Raw genomic sequence first — 16,990 nt, 5'->3', positions numbered from 1 at the left:
CATACCATCCCGGCGAAATATCGCAACGATCATGAAACCCTGCCGCCTTGACGCCCCACGGCATTCACCATAAGGGGGGCTCCTATGAACGGCTTCGCCATGACGCTCTCCGTCGTCATCCCCGTCTACAATGAGAAGGCCACCATCCGCGAGATCCTGGAGCTGGTGCTCGCGCAGCCGGCGGTCGACGAGGTGGTGCTGGTGGACGACTTCTCCACCGACGGCACGCGAGACGTGCTGCGCACCCTGGAGGGCATTGAGAAGGTCACGGTGCTCTACCATCCCCGCAACAGGGGCAAGGGCGCGGCCCTGCGCACCGGCTTCGCCGCCGCCACCAAGGACATCGTGCTCGTCCAGGACGCCGACCTGGAGTACGACCCTGCCGACTACCCGCACCTGCTCGACCCCATCCTGCGCGGCCGGGCCGACGCGGTGTACGGCTCGCGCTTCCTGGGCGGCACGCACCGGGTGCTCTACTTCTGGCACTATCTGGCCAACCGCTTCCTGACGCTTCTGTCCAACGTGTTCACGGGGCTCAACCTCACGGACATGGAGGTCTGCTACAAGGTCTTCCGGCGCGACCTGCTGACGCGCATGAACCTGGTCTGCGACCGCTTCGGCATCGAGCCGGAGCTCACCGCCAAGTGCGCCCGGCTCAAGGCCCGCGTCTACGAGGTGCCCGTGGCCTACTACGGCCGCACCTACGACGAGGGCAAGAAGATCGGCTGGCGCGACGGCGTGGCCGCCATCTACTGGATCCTCCGCTTCGGCATCTGCCGCTGAAAACATTGGCCGACGAAACCAGACTCGACGCCTACCGCTTCGACCTCCCCGAAGCCCTCATCGCCCAGGAGCCCGCCTCCCGGCGCGACGCCTCGCGCCTGATGCTGGTGGAGAGGGGCCGTGGGGCGTCGGGCGAGGCCCGCTTCGCGGACCTGGGCGCGCATTTGCCGCCTGGAGCGTTGCTGGTGGCCAACAACTCCCGCGTGCTCCCGGCGCGCCTGCTGGCCAGGAAGCCCACGGGCGGGGCCGTGGAGTTCCTGCTGCTCACGCCCCTGCCGCTGATCTCCCCCGTGGCGGAGGGCACCCCCGGCTCTTCCTGGTTCCACGCCGAGGCCCACGGCCTGCTGCGCGCCTCCAAGAAGCCCAAGCCCGGCCAGCGCCTCACTTTCGACCCCGACCTGGAAATTGAAGTCATCGAACGCGGCGACTTCGGACACAGCCGGGTGCGCCTGCACTGGCGGGGCGACCTGGCCGCGTTGTTCGAGCGCATCGGGCACATGCCCCTGCCGCCCTACATCCAGCGCCCCGACTCCGAGGCGGACCGCGCCCGCTACCAGACCCTGCACTCCCGGCAGGACAAGCGCGGCTCCGTGGCCGCGCCCACGGCCGGGCTGCACTTCACGCCCGAACTCCGGGCGGACCTGGCCGCCCGGGGCTTCGGCTGGGCCGAGGTGAGCCTGCATGTGGGCTACGGCACCTTCAGCCCAGTTCGCGCCGAGGACATCCGCGAGCACCGGATGCACGCCGAATTCGCCGAGGTGCCCGCCGAGACCGCCGAGCAGATCCGCGAGGCCAAGGCCCAGGGCCGCCCCGTGGTGGCCGTGGGCACCACCTCGGCCCGGGCCCTGGAGGGCTCCTTCCAGGCCCTGGGGGGCGTCGGCCCCTTCGCCGGGTGGACTGACATTTTTATCACTCCCGGCTACCGGTTCGGTATAGTTGACGCAATGGTCACCAATTTTCATTTGCCCGGTTCGAGCCTAGTGATTATGGTCGCGGCCTTGGCCGGCAGGGAGGCGATTTTTAGCGCCTACGCCCGTGCCGTGCTCGAGGGATACCGTTTCTTTTCTTACGGCGACGCCATGCTCATCCGCTGACGCGGCCAAACCCGACACCAAGGGAGTCTGCCCGATGTCACGAATCGTCCTCGACGAGGAGCGTTGCAAAGGCTGTCTGCTTTGCACCGTTGTCTGCCCCAAGAACATACTCCGCCAGTCCGCGCGCATGAACGCGCAAGGATACAAGGTGGCCGAGTGCGCCCCGGAGCTCGCTGAAGAGTGCACCGGCTGCACCGCCTGCGCCCAGATGTGCCCCGACCTGGCCATCGTGGTCTGGCGCACCGTCAAAGCCAAGGAGGCCAGCCGATGAGCGCCGACGGCCGCATCTTCGTCAAAGGCAACGAGGCCGTGTCCATGGGGGCCATCGACGCCGGGCTCAAGGGCTATTTCGGCTACCCCATCACGCCCCAGAACGAGATTCCCGAGTTCATGAGCCTGCATCTGCCCAAGGCCGGGGGCGCGTTCGTCCAGGCCGAGAGCGAGATGGCGGCCATCAACATGGTGCTGGGCGCGGCCGCCACGGGCGCGCGGGCCATGACCTCGTCCTCAAGCCCCGGCGTGTCGCTCATGCAGGAGTCCTTCTCCTACATGGCGGCCAGCGAGACACCCTGCGTGGTGGTGAACATGATGCGCGGCGGCCCCGGCCTGGGCGACATCAACACCGCCCAGGGCGACTACTTCCAGGCCACGCGCGGCGGCGGCCACGGCGACTACCGCACCCCGGTGCTGGCGCCCTCCACCTGCCAGGAAGCCTACGACCTGACCCGCGAGGCCTTCGACATCGCCTTCCGCTTCCGCACCCCGGTGATGATCCTGGGCGACGCGATCCTGGGCCAGATGAAGGAGCCCATCACGCGAGGCGAACCCAGGCCCGCCGACCCGGCCGAATCGGCCGATTGGGGCCTGAGCGGCGCGAAAGGGCGCGAACAGCGCGTGTTCCGCTCCCTGTTCCTGGCCGAGGGCCTGCTCACCGCCGTGAACCAGCGGCTGCGCGCCAAGTTCGAGGCCATGTCCTCCCTCACGCGGTGCGAATCCTTCATGACGGACGACGCCGAGCTGGTGGTGGTCTCCTTCGGCTCCATCGCGCGCATCGTCAAATCCTCCATCCGCAAGCTGCGCGCCCGGGGGCTCAAGGTCGGCCTGCTGAGGCCCATCACGCTCTTCCCCTTCCCGTCCGAGGCCATCGCCGACCTGGCCAGGCAGGGCAAGCGCCTGCTGACCATCGAGCACAACATGGGCCAGATGCTCGACGACGTGCGCCTGGCCGTGTGCGGCATCGCGGACAGCGCCTTCCACGGCACCCTCTCCGGCACCATCCCCACGCCGGACGAATACGAGGCCGCCATCGAGGCCGCCCTCACCGGAGGCTCCAAATGAGCGAGACCCTGGCCTTCACCCGCACCCCCTCCGTGGCCGTCACCCCCACGCACTACTGCCCCGGGTGCCAGCACGGCGTGGCCCACCGCATGGTGGCCGAATACCTCGACGCCGAGAAGCTGGCGGAGAAGACCATCATGGTCACCTCCATCGGCTGCTCGGTCTTCCTGTACAACTACCTGCGCTTCGACTCCGTCGAGGCCCCCCACGGCCGCGCCCCGGCCACGGCCACGGGCGTCAAGCGCGTGAGCCCGGACAAGGTGGTCTTCACCTACCAGGGCGACGGCGACCTGGCCTCCATCGGCATGGCCGAGATCATGCACGCGGCCAACCGGGGCGAGCGCATCACCGTGGTGTTCGTCAACAACACCGTCTACGGCATGACCGGCGGCCAGATGGCCCCCACCACCCTGGTGGGCCAGAAGACCACCACCAGCCCGGCGGGCCGTTGCGCCAGCACCGAGGGTTCGCCCTTCCGCATGGCCGAGATCGTGGCCGGGCTCGGCGGCGTGGCCTTCTCCGCCCGGGTGGCGCTCAACAACGTCAAGCACCTGGCCCAGGCCCGCAAGGCCATCCGCCGCGCCTTCGAGGTGCAGCTGGCGGGCCAGGGCATGGGCTTCGTGGAGCTTCTGGCCACCTGCCCCACCAACTGGAAAATGACCCCGGTGCAGGCCAACGAGCACATCGAGGCCGCCATCATCCCCACCTTCCCCCTGGGGGTCTTCAAGGACATCGCCAAAAACGCGGGAGCCTGCTGATGTACGCCGACGTTATCATCGCCGGGTTCGGCGGCCAGGGCGTGGTCCTGGCCGGGACGCTTCTGGCCTACGCCGCCATGGAGCACGGCCTCAACGTGACGTTCATGCCCGTCTACGGGCCGGAGATGCGCGGCGGCACCGCCAACTGCACCGTGGTGCTCTCCGACGAGGAGATCGGCTCCCCCATCATCCGCCGCCCGCAGAACGTGGTGGCCCTGAACAGGCCCTCGCTGGAAAAGTTCCAGGTCCAGCTGGCCGACGGGGGCACCGTGGTGGTCAACTCCTCCCTGGCGGACCCGGCCCTGGCCGACTCCGCGCGGATCAAGGTGGTGGGCGTGCCCTGCAACGACATCGCCGAGAAGGTGGGCAACGCGCGCATGGTGAACATGGTGGCCATGGGGGCCTTCGTGAAGGCAACGGGCGCGCTGCCCCTGGAGCGGCTCAAGCAGGCCCTCACCCATGTGGTGCCCGCCCACTACGGCCACCTGATCCCCAAGAACGCCGAGGCCCTGCAGGCCGGGTATGACGCCGCCTGAGAGCGCCGTACCGCCCAGGCTGCTCTACGGCATTATCGGGCACCCCCTGGGCCAGACGCTCTCGCCGCTGCTGCACAACTGGGGCTTCGCGCGCATGGGCGTGGCCGCGGCCTACGTGGCCTTCCCCACCCCGCCCGAGCGCCTGGAGGATTTCATCCGCGCCGTGCGGACCATGCCCGTATGCGGCCTCTCGGTGACCATCCCCCACAAGGAGGCCGTGATGCCCCTGCTGGACGCGGTGGACCCGCTGGCCGGCAGCGTGGGCGCGGTGAACACCCTGGTCTGGGAGGGCGAGCCCGGAGCCGGGCGGCTGGTGGGCCACAACACCGACGTGGCCGGATTCTGCGCGCCGCTCCTGGGACTGCCCAGCACGCCTGAAAGCGTTTTGGTGTTGGGTGCCGGGGGCGCGGCCAAGGCCGTGCTTGCGGGCCTGAACGAACTGGGCGTGGCCCGGGTGGCCATGGCCAACAGGACCTTCGAGCGCGCCCTGGCCCTGGCCGAAACCTTCGGTGTTCAGGCCATCCCTTGGGAGGAAAGAGCCGATTTCGACGCCCAACTGGTGGTGAACACCACGCCCGTGGGCATGTCCGGCAAGGGCGACGGGCTCTCGCCCATGCCCGCCGAATACTGGACGCCAAGGCACATCGCCTACGACATCGTCTACAACCCCCTGCTCACCCCCTTCCTGCTCCAGGCCCGGGAGCGCGGCGCGTCCGTCATCGACGGGCTGGCGATGTTCGCGGGCCAGGGCGCGGCCCAGTTCAAGCTCTGGACCGGGCTGGACCTGCCCCTGGACGAGGCCAAGGCCCTGCTGCTGCGGGCGCTCGGCGCATAGCCTTCGCCAGCCTTCTCCGCGCACGGGCGCGGGAAATGGCCGGCATTTCCCTCTACTGAAAGCACCCCGGCGCAGCATCCTGTCCCGCGCCGGCAGGAATCCCGCCCAGGGCCGTTACCCCGGCCGCCAGTCAGGATGCCCCCGCTCTCCATCGCTCGTATCCCATAAGACTGGATACGCCCCCCAAACCCGTCTGAAACGTCACAGCGAGGCGCACGGCGCATCCGCACGATATGCACAATTAGCTATCGACAAAACCAACTTTGTTCCGCACAATGCTTTTCATCCCACTGGCAACCCGTGAGGACGATGTGAACCCGACGGATAGCGGCAACCCGGCCATCCCCATCCAGAACCCTTCAAATGCGCCCTGGCTCACCCGGAGCTTCGCCTTCAGCGGCGCAAATGTGGCTCTCGTGGGCCTCGGCCTTGGCATTCTTGGCCTTGGCGTGCTGCATTACGCCTTGTTCAGGCGCATAGAGAACGTCCTTGTCTTCCAGCTACTGGGCATGAAGGGGCTGGTACTTCCTTCCGGCATGGTGCTCGGCCCGCATTCGGCAGGCTTGGGATACCTTATCTGGGCGTCCTTCCCCTCGTTCGCGGCGGCCTGCGGCGCCCCGCTCCTCGTCGCTCCGCTCTTCAAACCTGGGGAATCCGCCAGGCTCTGCGCCGGTGCCTTTCTGATGCTGGCCTGCTTCGAGGTGCTTCAGTGGGCGCAACGGATCACCGTTTCCGGCCGGTTCAGCTGCGATCGCTTCGACCCGTTGGACCTGGCTTCGGCAGGAGCCGGATGCCTCATGGCCTACACGATAATGTGGCTCATCCACCGCGGGAGGTAACATGAACGCGTTGCGATGGACCCTGCTCTTGCTGTTGTGTTCCGTCTTCTGCCTGGGAACCAGTGAGCGGAAGAGGTTCTGGCCCAGCAATGAACAGACCCGCATGGGATACTTCTCGGGAAGTCCTCGCAATCCCGTTACGAACGCATTTTTCTCGGCTTACATGACACCGCTCACGGCAGGGAAAGTGCACCCTGACTGCAAACAGGCGTTCAACGCCCTTGAAATCTCCATCACCAACCTCCACCACAGCGATATCGCCGTGGATTGGGGGAAATCCAAGTTCCTTTACGAATGCAAAGAGCGCTGCGGCTTCCAATTCAAGGGAGGAAAGGAGATCGAAAAGGATTGCGGCCAGATACAGCCAGACATCATCCCTTCCAAGGGTGTGCTGCGAAAGGTCGTCTTTCCGTATGCGCTGGTGGGATGGAACGACAGGATATGGAATACCCCGTTCGTCGGGGATGTGGGGCTGCTCCTCTCCATCACTGCGGACGGCCAGGAGGTGCAGGAGAGGCTGTTGATCCATGTCGACGCTGCGCAATAGATCGACTCGCACCGGCCCCGCGAGGCCGGATGATTGATCCGCCAAAACAAGGCCCCGGGATCGCTCCCGGGGCCTTCTTCTTTCTCTCCGCTCCGCTTCGGCTCAAATGCCGGTGCGCTTGATGATCTTGTACTTGGGGTTGGGGTCCAGCCCGGTGCCGCCTGCGTCTTTCGAGGCGGGTGAGGCCGGGGCCTGCGAGGCGACCGGTGAAGGCGCGGGCGCCGGAGCCTGCCCGCGCACAGGGATGAGCAGCGGGGTGCCGGGCACCAGGGCGTCCTTGGGGTTGGCCTTGTTGAAGCTGATGAGCTCCTGGACGGCCACGCCGGTCTTCCCTGCCACGCTCTCCAGGGTGTCGCCCTTGCGCACCACGTAGAGCGTGGGCTGGCTGGAGGCGGGGGCCGGCGCGGGGCCTGACGAGTAGGATGGCTGCGATGCCGCCGCCTTGCCGCCCTGGGTGCCGCCCGCCTTGGCGTACTTCGGGGCGGGTTCGGGCGCGGGCGTGCCGTTGTCCAGCGAACAGGCCGCCAGGGGGATCAGGACGGGCTTGCCCGGGGCCGGGGCGTCCTTGTTGCCGTTGGCCTCGCGCAGCACGCTGGCCGGGATGTTGGTCTGGCGGGAGAGGTTCCACCAGGTGTCCCCGGGGGCGGCCAGGCGGCTGGAGCCGCCGCCCTGGCCCGAAGGGTTCTGCAGGAAGGCCAGGGCCGACCGGGCCGAGTTCTTGGGCACCCAGGCGGCCGTGGTGCGGTCCGGCGGGCTCACCTGCCTGCGGTAGGCCGGGTTGAGGGCGTGGAACTGCTCCCAGGAGAGCCCCAGGTTGGAGGCCAGGCCCGAGAGGTCCGACCCGGCGGGCACGCGCACCTCCTGCAGGTCCTTGGAGGCGGTCAGGTCCGGGGCGTTGAAGCCCAGGCGCTTGGCGTTGCGCACGATCTTGAGCATGGCCATGAACTTGGGAACGTAGTGCTTGGTCTCGTCCTTGAGGGGGCTCGAGGACTTGGCCAGGCTGTTGAAGTTCTGGGTGCCCGTGGAGGCCATGGCCCGGGAGATGCTGCCCTCGCCCGCGTTGTAGGCGGCCAGGGCCAGCTGCCAGTCCCCGAACTGCTGGTGCAGGGCCTTGAGGTAGCGGGCGGCGGCCACGGTGGCCAGGTAGGGGTCGCGCCTCTCGTCCAGCCACCAGTCCACGGTGAGGCCGAAGCGCCGGCCCGTGGCGGGCATGAACTGCCACATGCCCACCGCCCCGGAGTGCGACACGGCCAGCACGTTGTAGCCGGACTCGATGTAGGGCAGGGCCAGCAGGTCCTGCGGCAGGCGGTGGCTGGCCATGACCGCGCGCACGTACTCCAGGTGGGGCTCGCTGCGCAGCATCCAGCGCTGCACGGTGTCGCGCTTGTCGCGGGTGAAGTACTGGAAGAACAGGCGCATCTCCTCGGTTTCCTCGGGAGTGAGCCTGAAGGTCATCTCCTGGCGGGAGTCGAGGGCCTGCTTCTCGGCGGGGGTCAGGGGGCGTCCCCGGCTCTGGCTCAGGGCCTCGAGGCCGGTGATCTCCGGCTCCAGGTTGGAGCGCGAGCCGTGTCCGACGCTCTTTGGGGAAGGCGCGCACCCGGTCAGCGCCAGCGCCAGGGCCAGCATCAGCGCCAGGGCTGGGGGGCACAGGGGAAGGAGGAGCCGCTTGAGCATGGTCGTACCCTTGAAGGTGAAATGCAACGCCCGCTCCTTGCAAGTACGGAACCTTGCGCGTGATTTCAAGTTGTTGCCCATGCGCCGCAATGCGGCCGGGCAGCACTGCGGCGCGATTCCGGCGCACCAGCGCCGCATCGGCCGCGTTGACTCCCAGCCCACCTTGCTCTAACCAGAAAGGCATCGACTATCAAGGAGCCCGCCATGCGTACGTTGCGTATCATCCTGCTGCTCTCCGCCCTCGCCAGCCTGGCCGCCTGCGCCAGCCCGCCCTATTCGAAGCAGGGAGCAACCCGTGAACAGGCCGCGGCCGACTATCAGGACTGTTATTCCCTGGGCAGCCTGGAGCACTACACTCCGGGCAAGAACATCGCCGTTGACGACGCCACGGCCAATTGCATGAAGGCGCGGGGATACTCCTCGGCCATGCGTTTCTAGCCGCGTCTTTCCGCAGAGGGTCCTGCCGGGGCGGTGCGCCCGCGCGCTCCCCTTCCGCCGGAAGCCGCTTCGCCGCGTGTGCGGTTTGCGCCATGAAAAGGCCGCCGGGACAGTTGCCTGTCCCGGCGGCCTTAATTTTAATGCGCCGTGATCGGCTTAAAACGGCTGGCAGTGGTGCTTCACGGAGACGCCCTTGACCACGAAGATGGAGCCCTCGGCGATGTTGGTGGAGAGGTCGCCGACGCGCTCCATGGCGCGGGCCACGATCACCGTGCGGATGGCGCGGTCCAGCCCGCTCAGGGTTCCCTCTTCCGATCCGGAGTCCATGCACTGCTTGAGCACCTTCATGTTCAGGTCGTCGGCCACGGAGTCCGCGGCGCAGACCTGGCGGGCCAGCTCCGGGTCCTGGTCGCGGAAGGAGCGCACCGCGAGGCGGTACATGTCCGTGACCTGGGCGCCAAGGGCGTTCAGGTCCGGCTGGTGGCTCAAGGTGGGCAGCTGGGAGAGCAGCACCGCCTGCTCGGCGATGTTCACGGCCTCGTCGCCGATGCGCTCCAGGTCGACCACCATGCGCATGCTGGAGACGATGAGGCGCAGGTCCATGGCCACGGGCTGGTCCAAGGCCAGCAGGCGCAGGGAGAGGTTGTCCACCTCGCACTCCATGGCGTTGATCTCCCGGTCGGAGTCGATGACCTGTCGGGCCAGCTCCGCGTCGCGGTTGGCGATGGCCGCCAGGGCGCGCTCCAGGGCGCGGTCCGTGTAGGCGGCCATCTGGAGAACCTTGACCTTGAGCTGCTCCATTTCCTTCTGAAAACGCTGGTCCATGGGTCCCCTCCTAGCCGAAGCGGCCGGTGATGTAGTCTTCGGTTTGCTTGTTGGCCGGACGGGTGAAGATCGTCTCGGTCTGGTCCATTTCGATGAGCTTGCCCATGTAGAAGAAGGCCGTCATGTCCGAGACGCGCGCGGCCTGCTGCATGGAGTGGGTGACGATGATGATGGTCAGGTCTTCCTTGAGCTCGTGGATGAGCTCCTCGATCTTCTGGGTGGCGATGGGGTCCAGCGCGGAGGCCGGCTCGTCCATGAGCAGGATCTCGGGCTCCACCGCCAGGGCCCGGGCGATGCACAGGCGCTGCTGCTGACCGCCGGAGAGGCCCAGGGCGTTCGAGTGCAGGCGGTCCTTCACTTCGCTCCAGAGCGCGGCCTGCTTGAGGCTCTTCTCCACCTGCCCGGCGATGAAGGCGTTGTCCGTGGACCCGTTGACGCGCAGGCCGTAGGCCACGTTCTCGAAGATGGTCTTGGGGAAGGGGTTGGGCTTCTGGAAGACCATGCCCACGCGGCGGCGCAGCTCCACAACGTCCATCCCGCCCTTGTATATGTCCTGCCCGTCCAGAAGCAACTCGCCTTCGACACGCGCGATGTCGATGAGGTCGTTCATGCGGTTGAGGCAGCGCAGGAAGGTGGACTTGCCGCAGCCCGACGGCCCGATCAGCGCGGTGACCTCGTTGGTGCGCACGTCCAGGTCCACGGAGTGCAGGGCCTTGAAGTCCCCGTAGTAGAAGTCCAGGTTTCTGGCGGACATTTTAAGTGGCGTTGTCATTTGCGATCCTTGTTCACGACTCGATTATGAGGCATCGGGCAGGCTGAAGCAGAAGGCGGCTCCGGTCATCCGGTCGCGGGCCTGCTCAACCCAGATCCTGCCCCCGTGGCGCTCCACGATGTGCTTCGCGATGGCCAGGCCCAGGCCCGTGCCCCCCTCGCTCTTCATGCGCGGCCTGTCCACGCGGTAGAATCTCTCGAAAACCCTCTGGCGCTCGGCCTCGGGCACGCCGGGCCCCATGTCCTCCACGCGGAAGGTGACCTCCCCGATGCCGGCGCTGTGGGACACGCTCACCACGGAGCCCGCCGGGCCGTACTTCAGGGCGTTCTCCAACAGGTTGCGGAACACCTGCGTAAGCGGCCCGAAATCCGCCGGGACGACCACGTCCTCCTCGGGCAGGCGGCTCTCCACGGTGACGGAGCGCTCCCGCGAGAGGGCCGCGCACTCGCGCAGGGCCGCGCGCAGGGCCTCCCCGGCCAACACCTGGGCCTTCACCGGGGCCTGGCGGTCGTTCTCGATGCGCGCCAGGCTCAGGAGCTCCTCCACCATCTTGGACATGTGGTTGGCGTTCTTGAGGATCACGTCCAGGAAGCGCTTGCCCTGGCCCTCCAGGAACTGCCGCTCGCCCAGCAGGGTCTCGGCGTAGCCCTTGATGGAGGTCAGGGGCGTGCGCAGCTCATGGGAGACGTTGGCCACGAAATCCCGCCGGACCTTGTCCAGCCGCCTGAATTCGGTGAGGTCGTGGAACACGAGCACCGCGCCCAGGCCGGGGTGGCGGCGCACCGGGCGCACCAGGCTCACGTCGAAGAATCTGTCGTGCATGGGTTCGATCTGCACGGAAACCACGGCGGGGCGCTGCGCGTCTTGCCAGTTGAGCACCGTTTCGGCGGCGTTCTGGAGTTCAGGGCAGGGCACGGCCTCGATGGGCAGCCTGCCCACCGCCCCGGCCGCCTGGGGGAAGATGTCTTCCAGGGCCTTGTTGGTCATGACGATGCGGCCTTCCTCGCTGAGCACCATCAGGCCCTCGCGCATGCCCTCCAGCACGGCCTCGATGCGGGCCTTGTCCGCCGCCAGGGCAGTCACCTGGGCCTCGATGCCGCTGGCCATGGCGTTCACGCTCTGGGCGAGCTCCTCCAGGGCCAGGCCGGACTCGGGCCAGAGCCTGCGGCCGTAGTCGCCTTCGGCCACGGCCCCAAGCACCCCGGCGCACTGGCGAATGAAGCGGGCGTGGCGGCGCGTGACCGCGTAGCTCGATATGGCGGCCACCAGCACGCAGACGGCCACTGCCAGGGCCAGGCCCGTGCGCTGGTCCGCCATCTCGGCGTAGACCCACAGGCCCAGTCCGCAGGCCGCCAGGTGGGAGGAGAAAAGCCGCATTCCGTAGGAGAGCATGATCCTGGCCCCTACTCCTTGAAGCGGTAGCCCACGCCGCGCACGGTCTCGATCATTTCGGAATAATGGCCCAGCTTCTGGCGCAGGCGGCGCACATGGGTGTCCACGGTGCGGGCGTAGCCCTCGAATTCGTAGCCCCAGACGGTGTTGAGCAACTGGTCGCGCGTGAGCACGCGGCCCTGGCTCTTGAAGAGTTCGGCCAGCAGCTTGAACTCGGTGGCCGTGAGCTGGATCTCCTGGCCCTGGGCCTCGGCGCGGTGGGCGTCCATGTCCACGCTGAGGCCGTCCTTGCGCAGCACCTGTTTGGCCGGAGCCTCGGGGCTCAGGCGCTTGAGCACGGCCCTGGCCCGCAGGATGAGCTCCCTGGGGCTGAAGGGCTTGACCACGTAGTCGTCCGCGCCCAGCTCCAGGCCCACGATGCGGTCCACCTCTTCGCCCCTGGCCGTGAGCATGATCACGGGCACCTGGGCGGTCTTGGGGTCGCGCTTGATGCTGCGGCAGACCTCGAAGCCGTCGGCCCCGGGCAGCATGATATCCAACAGGACCAGGTCCGGGCGCTGGCGGCGGATGCGCGCCAGGGCGTCCAGCCCGTCGCGCGATGTCGTCACGGCGAACCCGGCGTTCTGAAAATTGTATTCAAGCAACTGGAGGATGTCCTCGTCGTCTTCCACCAGCAGCACGCTTTCCTTGGTCATTGCCATACCCTCCGCTGGGGCCATACATCACGGCGCCGTGACGGAGCCGTGATGACAATGTGCCGATCTGGTGACATTTCCCCCGGCAAAGCGCAAGGACGGCCGGATGGGCGGTTGTTACGGGCGTGTTACGGAGCGCGTCACGGGCGCTTCAGGGCGGCTTCGTGCAGCCTGAGCGCCTGCAGGCAGAAGGCCTCCAAGCGGGCCTCGATGAGCTGGGGGAAGGGGTTGCCGTCGGTCTCCAGCGCCAGGAAGGGCAGGCTGCCGCGTTCGCTTTCGGGCAGGGCGCGGACCCGCTCCGGGTACAGTTCAGCCAGGGTGCCGGTGTTGAAGGCGTCGGCCAGCAGGGCCTCGCTCAGGCGCGCGGGCATGCACCCGAACGGCCCGATGGAGACCACCCCGCAGGCAGGGGCCAGCATCTCGTGGAAGGCCCCGCCCACGGTGAGGATGGCCTCGCCGGTGAGCGCGGGCGTGAGGAAGCGCCGCCCGGCGCGGACCAGGGCCGGGATGTCGGGCGTGTGGCCCCGCACCAGCCCTGAAGGCGCGAGCGCGGCGCGGATCTGGCGGTAGGCCCTGCGCTTCACCCACTGGCGGATGCGCCCGCCCAAGCCGGGGGGCGTGGTGTGCCCCTCGTTCTGGAGCCAGTCCGTATAGAAGACCCACTCGTGCACCGGGGCGGTGCGCGCCGCGACGCCCTTTTCCGCCAACCGCTCCACCAGCCGCTGCCGGGAGATGGGGTCGTTGCGCACGAAGATTTCGCCCAGCAGCGAGACGGTCGGGGTCTCCATCGCGGGCAGGCGCAGGGGGATGCGCGCCAGGCGGCGGGCGCTTTCGCCCAGGCGGGCCAGGGCGCGCTTCCATGGCAGGCCCATGGCCTGGAGCATGGTGCCGAGCTCCTGTTGAAGCTCGGCCTCGGCCTCCCGAGGATCCGTGGCGGCGGCCAGGAGCACGGCCCGCATCTCGTCCACGAAGTCGCCCAGCACAAGGCCCCGCCAGATGCCTAGGGTGGCGCTGTTTGAGAGCCCTGCGTAGCCCGTGTCCGCCAGGGGGGTGAGCACCACGGCGTCGGGAATGTTTCGCTTGGCCAGCATCCTGGCGGTGAACTCGTTGTACTGCCCGAAGCGGCATGGCCCCTGGGCCCCGGGCATGAAATAGGCCGTGACCTCGTCTTCGGGGCGCTTTTCCAGATAGTCCAGCAGGGTGCCCACCGTGAGCTGCAGGGGCAGGCACTCCTTGCAGGAGGAGTTGCCGCGCCCGCGCTTGAGGGCCTCCTCGTCCGCGGGGGGCAGGCCCACGCAGCGAATGCCCATCCCCTCCAGCGCCCGGGCGGCCAGGGCTGTGCCGTAGGGGTTCATGCTGGGCAGGGCCAGGCGGACGCGCTCGTGGGTCAGGGGCAGCCAGCGCCCCCCGGAATCCACCACGCCGGGCCGCCCGTTGCTGGACTCCAGCACGCAGCCCGATTTCGGAGTGGAGATGGGCGCGGAGCGCGGCGCTGCGCCGACCCTCCCGGCTCCATGCCCTCCGGCCTGGGTGCCGCGCCTGTGGCTCCCGGCGATGTCCAGAAAGGCCTCCAGCCGCGTCTCCAGGCCCGCGTCCGCCGTGTGGCTGTCCAGCTCCAGGGTCAGGGACGGCTTTGTGCCCATCTCGTCGCGGAAGTAGCCCAGCAGGAAGGAGTCCGGACCGCAGGAGAAGTTGGTGACGTAGGCTCCGTAGAGGTCCGGGTGGCGGCTCACGGCCTGGGCCGCCTGGAGGATGACCCGGCCCTGGCCCCAGTACACGGCCCGCTCGGGACGCAGGTCCCGGGGCAGGGGCAGGATGTCGCAGGGGATGACCATGGCCCCGCGCGTGGCCAGCTTCTCGGGCACGGCCTTGTTGGCCTCGGGCGCGAAGGCGTTGTAGGCCCGGCCGAAGAGCACCACCCCGGGCACCGCGCCGTCGCCCTGGGCCAACCGTTCCAGGGCCTCGCGGCCCAGGGCCTCCAGGTCCGCCCGGCAGGCTCGCTGCGCATCCACCCCGGCGGCGAAGGCCCGGCGCGCCGCGCGGGCGTCCGCGCCCAGGTCCCGGGCGGCCCCCAGCATGGCCTTTTCGGCCGCCTCAAGGCCGCGCGTGAAGTCCAGCGTGGGGCGCAGCAGCCTGGGGCCGTAGGCGGCCAGCTCCCCGAAGGCGCTGCGCAGGTAGAACGGCTCGCCCTGCAGCAGCACGCAGGTGCAGGACGTGGCCTGACCCGGTTCGCCCGGCACGCCGCTGATGTGCGGCAGGAACACGGCCTCCGGCCTGCGGGCCAGCAGGTCGGCCAGGAAGCCGTGGGCCAGTTCGCCCGGGTAGCACAGGGCCGCGCCCCGACGCTTCACGCCTTCGGGGTCGGCCCGCTCCGGCAGGAGCACCCCGTAGCCCAGCTCCTTGAAGAAGGCGTCGAACAGCGGGAAAAAGGTGTTCACCAGATAGGAGCGGTTGAGCCCCACCTTGGGGCGATTGTCCGGCTGGCCGTCTTGCGCGGACGGCTCCAGGTCCCTGAAGACGCGGCGGTGCCTGGCCATGACCAGGTCCAGCGCGGCGGCGTCCGGCGAGCGGCCCTGGCGCAGGTTCTCGAAGCGGTTGCAGATGCCGCCGAAGGGATGCACCGTCCCGCCCACCTCGATGCGGGCGATGCGGCAGCCCCTGTCGCACCCGTGCTGGCCGCCCTTGCCGCCCCGGCAGGTGAAGGGCTCGCGCTGGCGGGCCTCCCGCCCGGCCAGTTCGTCCAGATCGAACGACCCTTCGGCCAGCACGCCCCGGGCGATGCGCTGGTCAACCTCCAGGGCCACGCCCAGCGCGCCCATGAGCCCGGGATCGGGCGGCACGACGACGCGCTTGCCCGTGAGCATGGCCATGGCCGCGGGCACGGCCCGGTTGTAGCAGACCCCGCCCTGCATGAACACGCGCTCCCCCACGGGGCGGCTGCCCATGACCCGGCTCACGTAGTTCAGGCACACGGAGTGCACCAGCCCGGCCAGGATGTCCTCCAGGGGCAGGCCCTCCTGCACGGCCAGCTTGATGTCCGAGCCGATGAAGGCCGCGCACTGGTCGTTGAAGTTGGGGGTGCTCCCGGCGGCCAGGGCCAGCTCCGCGATGGCGTCCGTGGGAACGCCCAGCGACTCCCGGGCGGACTCCTCCAGGAAGGAGCCGGTGCCCGCGCTGCAGGCCTCGTTCATGGCGGAGTCGCAGGGCTGCCCGGCGCTCAGGCTGGTGTACTTGGCGTCCTGCCCGCCGATCTCGAAAATGGTGTCCACGGCGGGGTCGTAGTGCAGGGCCGCGGCGGCGTGGGCCACGATCTCGTTGATGGCAGCCGTGGCCGAGGCGTGCAGGGCCGCGATGGCCCGCCCCGAGCCCGTGACCCCCAGGCCCACGATGCGCACCGGCGCGCCCAGCTGCGCGGCGAGGCTGGCGTAGACGCGCCGGGAGGCCCCCACGGGGTCGCCCTCGGTGCGCAGGTACTCCCCGGCCAGCACCGCCCGGTCGCCGCGGCGCACCACCACCCCCTTGGTGGTGGTGGACCCCACGTCCAGGCCCACGAGCACCACGTCGCCCTCCCGCGCCTGGCCCCTGGGGTGCTCCTTGAACTCCACCAGGCCCAACGCTTCGGACAGCGGCCCGAACCGGACGAAGCTTCCGGCGCGCGGGGCGAACACCTCCGCGCCGCCCACCGGCCCAGCGTGGTCCAAAGCCCAAAGGGCCGCGCCCGTGGCCTCGAACCAGGCCGCGTTCCCGGGGGCCTCCAGCCCGGGCAGCTCCCGGCGCAGGAAGCGCAGCAGATAGGGGTTCGCGGCGCAGCCGCCCGCCAGCAGCACGCGCTCCACGGACATGCGCGTGAGCAGCTCCAGGCACTTCCCGGCCATCATGCGCCCAAGCCCGGCCACCACCTCCTGCCGGGGCGCGCCCTTGTTCAGGGCATGGGTGCAGTCCGATTTGCAGAACACGGAGCAGCGGCCGGAGACCGCGTGCGGTTCGGCCGCGTGGTCCATGCCGGAGAGGTCCTCCACGGCCAGGCCCATGCGCCCCAGCTGCTGGAGCAGGAACTCCCCCGTGCCCGAGGCGCACTTGTTGCCTGATTGGATGGAGCGCACCCTGCCGTGGGCGTCCAGGCCGTAGGCCATGAACGTCTCGCCGCCCACGCTGAGCACCGTGACGGCCCCGGCACCGCCAAGGGCGTGCGCGGCGGCCAGCTCCACGGCCTCGGGCTCGCTGAGCGAAGGCAGGGCCACCATGGAGCGCAGCCGCCTGCCGGTGGCCGCCAACGGCAGCTGGCGCCAATCGGGAATGGATTCGAGGACGGAAAGGAGCGTCCGGGCGGGATCGCCGTTGTGGGGCACGGAACCGCCCCGCGTGAGGCGGACCACGCCTGCCTCACGACGCACCTGGGCGAAGGATATGGAGGAGGCCCCAAGACAGAGGCCGATGGCGTCCCGGGGGGCGCTTGGCATGAAC

16 protein-coding genes are annotated in these 16,990 nt (G+C 68.9%); 10 read left to right on the top strand and 6 right to left on the bottom strand.

From position 1 onward, the window contains the following. The first annotated feature begins 84 nt into the window (after nucleotides 1–84). The 9 genes from MLE18_RS07335 (at nucleotide 85) to MLE18_RS07295 (ending at nucleotide 6,730) form a co-directional block, all read left to right on the top strand. Nucleotides 85–783, top strand: a complete 699-nt coding sequence (locus tag MLE18_RS07335; RefSeq protein WP_243438139.1) for a glycosyltransferase family 2 protein — start codon at nucleotides 85–87, stop codon at nucleotides 781–783. Next, complete coding sequence (gene queA, locus MLE18_RS07330; protein WP_336605568.1) at nucleotides 780–1,877, top strand: tRNA preQ1(34) S-adenosylmethionine ribosyltransferase-isomerase QueA; 1,098 nt, start codon at nucleotides 780–782, stop codon at nucleotides 1,875–1,877. Before MLE18_RS07335 ends, queA begins: the two co-directional genes overlap by 4 nt. 34 nt (nucleotides 1,878–1,911) lie before the next feature. After that, on the top strand, nucleotides 1,912–2,148 hold the full coding sequence (locus MLE18_RS07325) for a 4Fe-4S dicluster domain-containing protein (RefSeq protein ID WP_243438138.1): 237 nt from the start codon (nucleotides 1,912–1,914) through the stop codon (nucleotides 2,146–2,148). Further along, nucleotides 2,145–3,215 carry a 3-methyl-2-oxobutanoate dehydrogenase subunit VorB gene (locus MLE18_RS07320; protein WP_243438137.1) on the top strand — a complete coding sequence of 357 codons (1,071 nt, stop codon included), beginning with the start codon at nucleotides 2,145–2,147 and terminating at the stop codon, nucleotides 3,213–3,215. Before MLE18_RS07325 ends, MLE18_RS07320 begins: the two co-directional genes overlap by 4 nt. Next, nucleotides 3,212–3,973, top strand: a complete 762-nt coding sequence (locus MLE18_RS07315) for a thiamine pyrophosphate-dependent enzyme (RefSeq protein WP_243368796.1) — start codon at nucleotides 3,212–3,214, stop codon at nucleotides 3,971–3,973. The genes MLE18_RS07320 and MLE18_RS07315 overlap by 4 nt, the downstream gene beginning before the upstream one ends. Beyond that, nucleotides 3,967–4,509 (top strand): 2-oxoacid:acceptor oxidoreductase family protein, encoded by a 543-nt coding sequence (locus MLE18_RS07310; RefSeq protein ID WP_243438215.1) that lies wholly within the window; start codon nucleotides 3,967–3,969, stop codon nucleotides 4,507–4,509. The genes MLE18_RS07315 and MLE18_RS07310 overlap by 7 nt, the downstream gene beginning before the upstream one ends. Then, complete coding sequence (gene aroE / locus MLE18_RS07305; RefSeq protein WP_243368794.1) at nucleotides 4,496–5,344, top strand: shikimate dehydrogenase; 849 nt, start codon at nucleotides 4,496–4,498, stop codon at nucleotides 5,342–5,344. Before MLE18_RS07310 ends, aroE begins: the two co-directional genes overlap by 14 nt. A 311-nt stretch (nucleotides 5,345–5,655) precedes the next feature. Next, on the top strand, nucleotides 5,656–6,183 hold the full coding sequence (locus tag MLE18_RS07300) for a hypothetical protein (RefSeq protein WP_243368792.1): 528 nt from the start codon (nucleotides 5,656–5,658) through the stop codon (nucleotides 6,181–6,183). Nucleotide 6,184: 1 nt separating this feature from the next. Continuing rightward, nucleotides 6,185–6,730 carry a hypothetical protein gene (locus MLE18_RS07295; RefSeq protein WP_243368790.1) on the top strand — a complete coding sequence of 182 codons (546 nt, stop codon included), beginning with the start codon at nucleotides 6,185–6,187 and terminating at the stop codon, nucleotides 6,728–6,730. 102 nt (nucleotides 6,731–6,832) lie between these two features. Here MLE18_RS07295 and MLE18_RS07290 read toward each other — a convergent pair whose 3' ends face one another. Then, entirely contained in the window at nucleotides 6,833–8,431 is a 1,599-nt protein-coding gene (locus tag MLE18_RS07290) for a lytic transglycosylase domain-containing protein (RefSeq protein ID WP_243368788.1), read from the bottom strand. Between the two features lie 177 nt (nucleotides 8,432–8,608). Between MLE18_RS07290 and MLE18_RS07285 the strand changes: the two genes are divergently transcribed. Further along, nucleotides 8,609–8,842, top strand: a complete 234-nt coding sequence (locus MLE18_RS07285; RefSeq protein WP_243368786.1) for a hypothetical protein — start codon at nucleotides 8,609–8,611, stop codon at nucleotides 8,840–8,842. A 156-nt stretch (nucleotides 8,843–8,998) separates the two neighbouring features. Here the strand turns inward: MLE18_RS07285 and phoU are convergent, their stop codons facing one another. The 5 genes from phoU to MLE18_RS07260 form a co-directional block, all read right to left on the bottom strand. Next, complete coding sequence (gene phoU, locus MLE18_RS07280) at nucleotides 8,999–9,667, bottom strand: phosphate signaling complex protein PhoU (protein WP_243368784.1); 669 nt, start codon at nucleotides 9,665–9,667, stop codon at nucleotides 8,999–9,001. 10 nt (nucleotides 9,668–9,677) lie between these two features. Continuing rightward, nucleotides 9,678–10,439, bottom strand: coding sequence for a phosphate ABC transporter ATP-binding protein PstB (pstB, locus tag MLE18_RS07275; RefSeq protein WP_243368781.1), 762 nt, complete (start codon nucleotides 10,437–10,439; stop codon nucleotides 9,678–9,680). Nucleotides 10,440–10,463: 24 nt separating this feature from the next. Continuing rightward, nucleotides 10,464–11,831: a sensor histidine kinase gene (locus MLE18_RS07270; protein ID WP_243368779.1), complete on the bottom strand. Its 1,368-nt coding sequence runs from the start codon at nucleotides 11,829–11,831 to the stop codon at nucleotides 10,464–10,466. A gap of 11 nt (nucleotides 11,832–11,842) precedes the next feature. Continuing rightward, nucleotides 11,843–12,526 (bottom strand): response regulator, encoded by a 684-nt coding sequence (locus MLE18_RS07265; RefSeq protein WP_243368777.1) that lies wholly within the window; start codon nucleotides 12,524–12,526, stop codon nucleotides 11,843–11,845. Between the two features lie 140 nt (nucleotides 12,527–12,666). Then, complete coding sequence (locus tag MLE18_RS07260; RefSeq protein WP_243368775.1) at nucleotides 12,667–16,986, bottom strand: BadF/BadG/BcrA/BcrD ATPase family protein; 4,320 nt, start codon at nucleotides 16,984–16,986, stop codon at nucleotides 12,667–12,669. Nucleotides 16,987–16,990: the final 4 nt, after the last annotated feature.

Origin of the sequence: Fundidesulfovibrio soli, from assembly GCF_022808695.1 — a bacterium.
Taxonomy (GTDB): Bacteria; Desulfobacterota; Desulfovibrionia; order Desulfovibrionales; family Desulfovibrionaceae; genus Fundidesulfovibrio; species Fundidesulfovibrio soli.
This window is presented reverse-complemented; position numbering and strand designations above follow the sequence as displayed.

What these genes read in the sequence shown, in the direction of transcription:
- MLE18_RS07265 (WP_243368777.1), bottom strand. Translation starts at nt 12,526, where the DNA reads ATGACCAAGGAAAGCGTGCTGCTGGTGGAAGACGACGAGGACATCCTC.
- MLE18_RS07335 (WP_243438139.1), top strand. Translation starts at nt 85, where the DNA reads ATGAACGGCTTCGCCATGACGCTCTCCGTCGTCATCCCCGTCTACAAT.
- MLE18_RS07270 (WP_243368779.1), bottom strand. Translation starts at nt 11,831, where the DNA reads ATGCTCTCCTACGGAATGCGGCTTTTCTCCTCCCACCTGGCGGCCTGC.
- pstB (WP_243368781.1), bottom strand. Translation starts at nt 10,439, where the DNA reads ATGACAACGCCACTTAAAATGTCCGCCAGAAACCTGGACTTCTACTAC.
- aroE (WP_243368794.1), top strand. Translation starts at nt 4,496, where the DNA reads ATGACGCCGCCTGAGAGCGCCGTACCGCCCAGGCTGCTCTACGGCATT.
- MLE18_RS07315 (WP_243368796.1), top strand. Translation starts at nt 3,212, where the DNA reads ATGAGCGAGACCCTGGCCTTCACCCGCACCCCCTCCGTGGCCGTCACC.
- phoU (WP_243368784.1), bottom strand. Translation starts at nt 9,667, where the DNA reads ATGGACCAGCGTTTTCAGAAGGAAATGGAGCAGCTCAAGGTCAAGGTT.
- MLE18_RS07325 (WP_243438138.1), top strand. Translation starts at nt 1,912, where the DNA reads ATGTCACGAATCGTCCTCGACGAGGAGCGTTGCAAAGGCTGTCTGCTT.
- MLE18_RS07285 (WP_243368786.1), top strand. Translation starts at nt 8,609, where the DNA reads ATGCGTACGTTGCGTATCATCCTGCTGCTCTCCGCCCTCGCCAGCCTG.
- MLE18_RS07320 (WP_243438137.1), top strand. Translation starts at nt 2,145, where the DNA reads ATGAGCGCCGACGGCCGCATCTTCGTCAAAGGCAACGAGGCCGTGTCC.
- MLE18_RS07260 (WP_243368775.1), bottom strand. Translation starts at nt 16,986, where the DNA reads ATGCCAAGCGCCCCCCGGGACGCCATCGGCCTCTGTCTTGGGGCCTCC.
- MLE18_RS07295 (WP_243368790.1), top strand. Translation starts at nt 6,185, where the DNA reads ATGAACGCGTTGCGATGGACCCTGCTCTTGCTGTTGTGTTCCGTCTTC.